This window comes from uncultured Methanobrevibacter sp., assembly GCF_937881195.1.
Lineage (GTDB): Archaea > Methanobacteriota > Methanobacteria > Methanobacteriales > Methanobacteriaceae > Methanobinarius.
Genome location: NZ_CALGFC010000070.1, coordinates 1 through 2,449, shown reverse-complemented (window position 1 = coordinate 2,449; position 2,449 = coordinate 1). Strand labels below are relative to the sequence as shown.

Here is a 2,449-nt window from a genome sequence, read left to right as displayed (position 1 = left end):
TCATAAATAGAAAGCTCCTGCTGTGTATTACTCCAAAGGAAAGATGTTCCATAATCCCTTCTGAGCCTTCTGCTTGCCTTGAGAAGGGAGAATAAAGGGGAATAAGCCATAAAGGGTTCTTCTGTTATTACATTCTTGAAAGTGTCAATCCTTGAAATAGAAGCCTGCTCTATGTCTGCTTTTATACCTGCTTCATACAATTCCCCCTCAACCCTGTTAAGTACTGCTTGTGTTCCATCTCTCCCCACTGAGTAATAATTTTCTCCATTATGTATTTTAGGAATTGAGAATTTTACAAAGCACTGAGGAGCACCATAAACATAAGCTCTTACATCCACCTGCAAATCATCATTATTGAAATATGCACCTGCTCCTCTAATCTCTTTTCCCTTTGAGCTACTCCATAATGGAAAATCAGCAGTGAGCTCCCCTGTTCCATAATCCATAGGAGAAGGCTTTATGGTAACCCTTGAATTGTCAGCTACTTCCCAATTGCTCAAACATAATTGCATTGTGTCAATCATGGTTTTTCCCCCTCACAGGCTCAAGTGTTACAAAGTTTGTGTAAAAATCCCTATTGTTATACAAGGGGATTTTTTCTTTTTGAGTTTTTCTTTTGGGGAAAGTGTTGAAATTCTTAGACAGTTGATATACAATCAAAGTAACCCAAAAAGAAAAACCAAATATGTGAGAGGAGCTTTCTACAGGAAAGCTCTTTTCATTTTCCATTTTTCATCCCTTCACCTTCAAATCACTTATTTTATGAGCCCCCCTTTTTACCTGCTCCTCAAGGCTTTTCATAACATCTTCAAATAAACTATTCATATTCTCAAGCTGTTCTATATAATCCCTTGAGCTAAGCAAACTTTTATTTATGAGCTCCCTTCTACCCTCCACCTCATTTATAAATTCCTTTATGTTCTCCCCCTTCACTGTAATAACTTTATTGAGCTCCCTGTACTTAGATTGAGAATACACAAAGGCATAAATCATTTCCCTAACTATATTGGAAATATTCTCTCCCTCTGCTTCTGCTTGCTTTTCAAGCTCATTGTATAAATCTTCCTCAACCCTCAAGGAAATTATTTTATTTTTTGCACTCATAACAATCCTTTTATATGTTTACATTATAGCATAACAGACAGTATACAATTATTCTATAGGCTCAATTTTTTTGAGTACTGCTCTCCCCTCTTTTCTGTTGAGCTCAAGCTCAAACAGTTCTTGTTGAAAATCCAAGTTATATTTTTCACCTTCACCAGCAGGGAATAGACTGCTTATATATTGGAAGGGTGAAAGCAAAGCCAAATAATTTTTTGGTTTTTTGTGTGTGTCTTTCTTTCTTTCTAATACTGCAAACTTCTTACCATTGATATAAAATTTATTTCCCTCAAGAGGGTACATACCTTCTGATAGTTGCATAATACTTGCTCCTGTTCTTATAGTGTCTAATAATGTTTTTCATCCTTTACTCCTCTTTTCTGTGTGTCTAACCTGTTAGATGTTCTTACTATTCTTTACTATTTTTTACTTTGTTCCCCTGTTTTCTCCTGTTATCAGGGGAAATATATAAACTTATAAACTTATAGGCTCTCCTCCTTTACCCCTATGTATATATTGGTACATATTTTTTTTAGCACTCCAAAAACTCCATAATGAAAAGACTTCCAATAACAAAAACCTCACAAAACCTCATGTTTTCTCATGTTTTTTCTATGCTTTTCTATGTTTTTCTATGAGCTGTTCCCTTTTTTATAGTGTCCAAAGTGTCCACTTTAGGTACAAAGGTGGTCATTTTCTGGTTATAAATAGTCAAAAAATGTCAAAGTTTGCCATGCTCAATTCAAGCAAACTTTTTCTTGAAGCTCCTTATATAAATCCTTTAGGGTTGTTGGTTCTTTATCTTTTCTCAATAGCCTAATAAGAGAGCTATACTCCTCAACCTTTTCCAATGTTCTTATTTCCTTATTCAATGCTGTTGTTCTCTTAGAATTCTTTTCCCTCTCAACCTCCCTAATAGCCAACCTCAAGGCTTCTAATCCCTGCTCCCTTTCTATTGTGTGTGCTCCTACTGCTTTCAAATATTCAGCTACATAATTTCTGTTATTCAATTCATAGAAAGAGAGAAGCTCCTTTATTATTTGCTTGCTTGCAATAACATTTATGTCAGCTACTTCCTTATTGAAAATATCTTTCTCCCAAACATTTATAAACTTGTGTTTTATTTCATCCCAATTTTTAGGAAGCTCCCCCACTTTAGAAAATCCCAATATGTTATGCACCTTCTTTCTATTCTTGAGCCTATACTCAAACCTCATTGTTTGAGCAGGAAACTTTGTTATGTCTATTTCCTTCTTCTCTTTCTTTGCCTTTGCCTCCATCTCAACCAGCTTGTCATAAATAGAAAGCTCCTGCTGTGTATTACTCCAAAGGAAAGATGTTCCATAAT

The 2,449-nt window shown here is 35.2% G+C and carries 5 protein-coding genes; all 5 read right to left on the bottom strand.

Annotation, left to right across the window (positions count from 1 at the left end; all coding sequences use genetic code 11):
- The coding region (locus Q0087_RS09460) for a hypothetical protein (protein ID WP_297899836.1) at positions 1 to 524 on the bottom strand (524 nt) is incomplete at its 3' end.
- Positions 517 to 729: a hypothetical protein gene (locus Q0087_RS09455; RefSeq protein WP_297899834.1), complete on the bottom strand. Its 213-nt coding sequence runs from the start codon at positions 727 to 729 to the stop codon at positions 517 to 519. The genes Q0087_RS09455 and Q0087_RS09460, both read right to left, overlap by 8 nt.
- Positions 730 to 732: 3 nt before the next feature.
- Entirely contained in the window at positions 733 to 1,104 is a 372-nt protein-coding gene (locus tag Q0087_RS09450) for a ribbon-helix-helix protein, CopG family (protein ID WP_297899832.1), read from the bottom strand.
- A 48-nt stretch (positions 1,105 to 1,152) separates the two neighbouring features.
- On the bottom strand, positions 1,153 to 1,422 hold the full coding sequence (locus Q0087_RS09445; protein ID WP_297899830.1) for a hypothetical protein: 270 nt from the start codon (positions 1,420 to 1,422) through the stop codon (positions 1,153 to 1,155).
- Between the two features lie 416 nt (positions 1,423 to 1,838).
- The coding region (locus Q0087_RS09440) for a hypothetical protein (RefSeq protein ID WP_297899828.1) at positions 1,839 to 2,449 on the bottom strand (611 nt) is incomplete at its 5' end.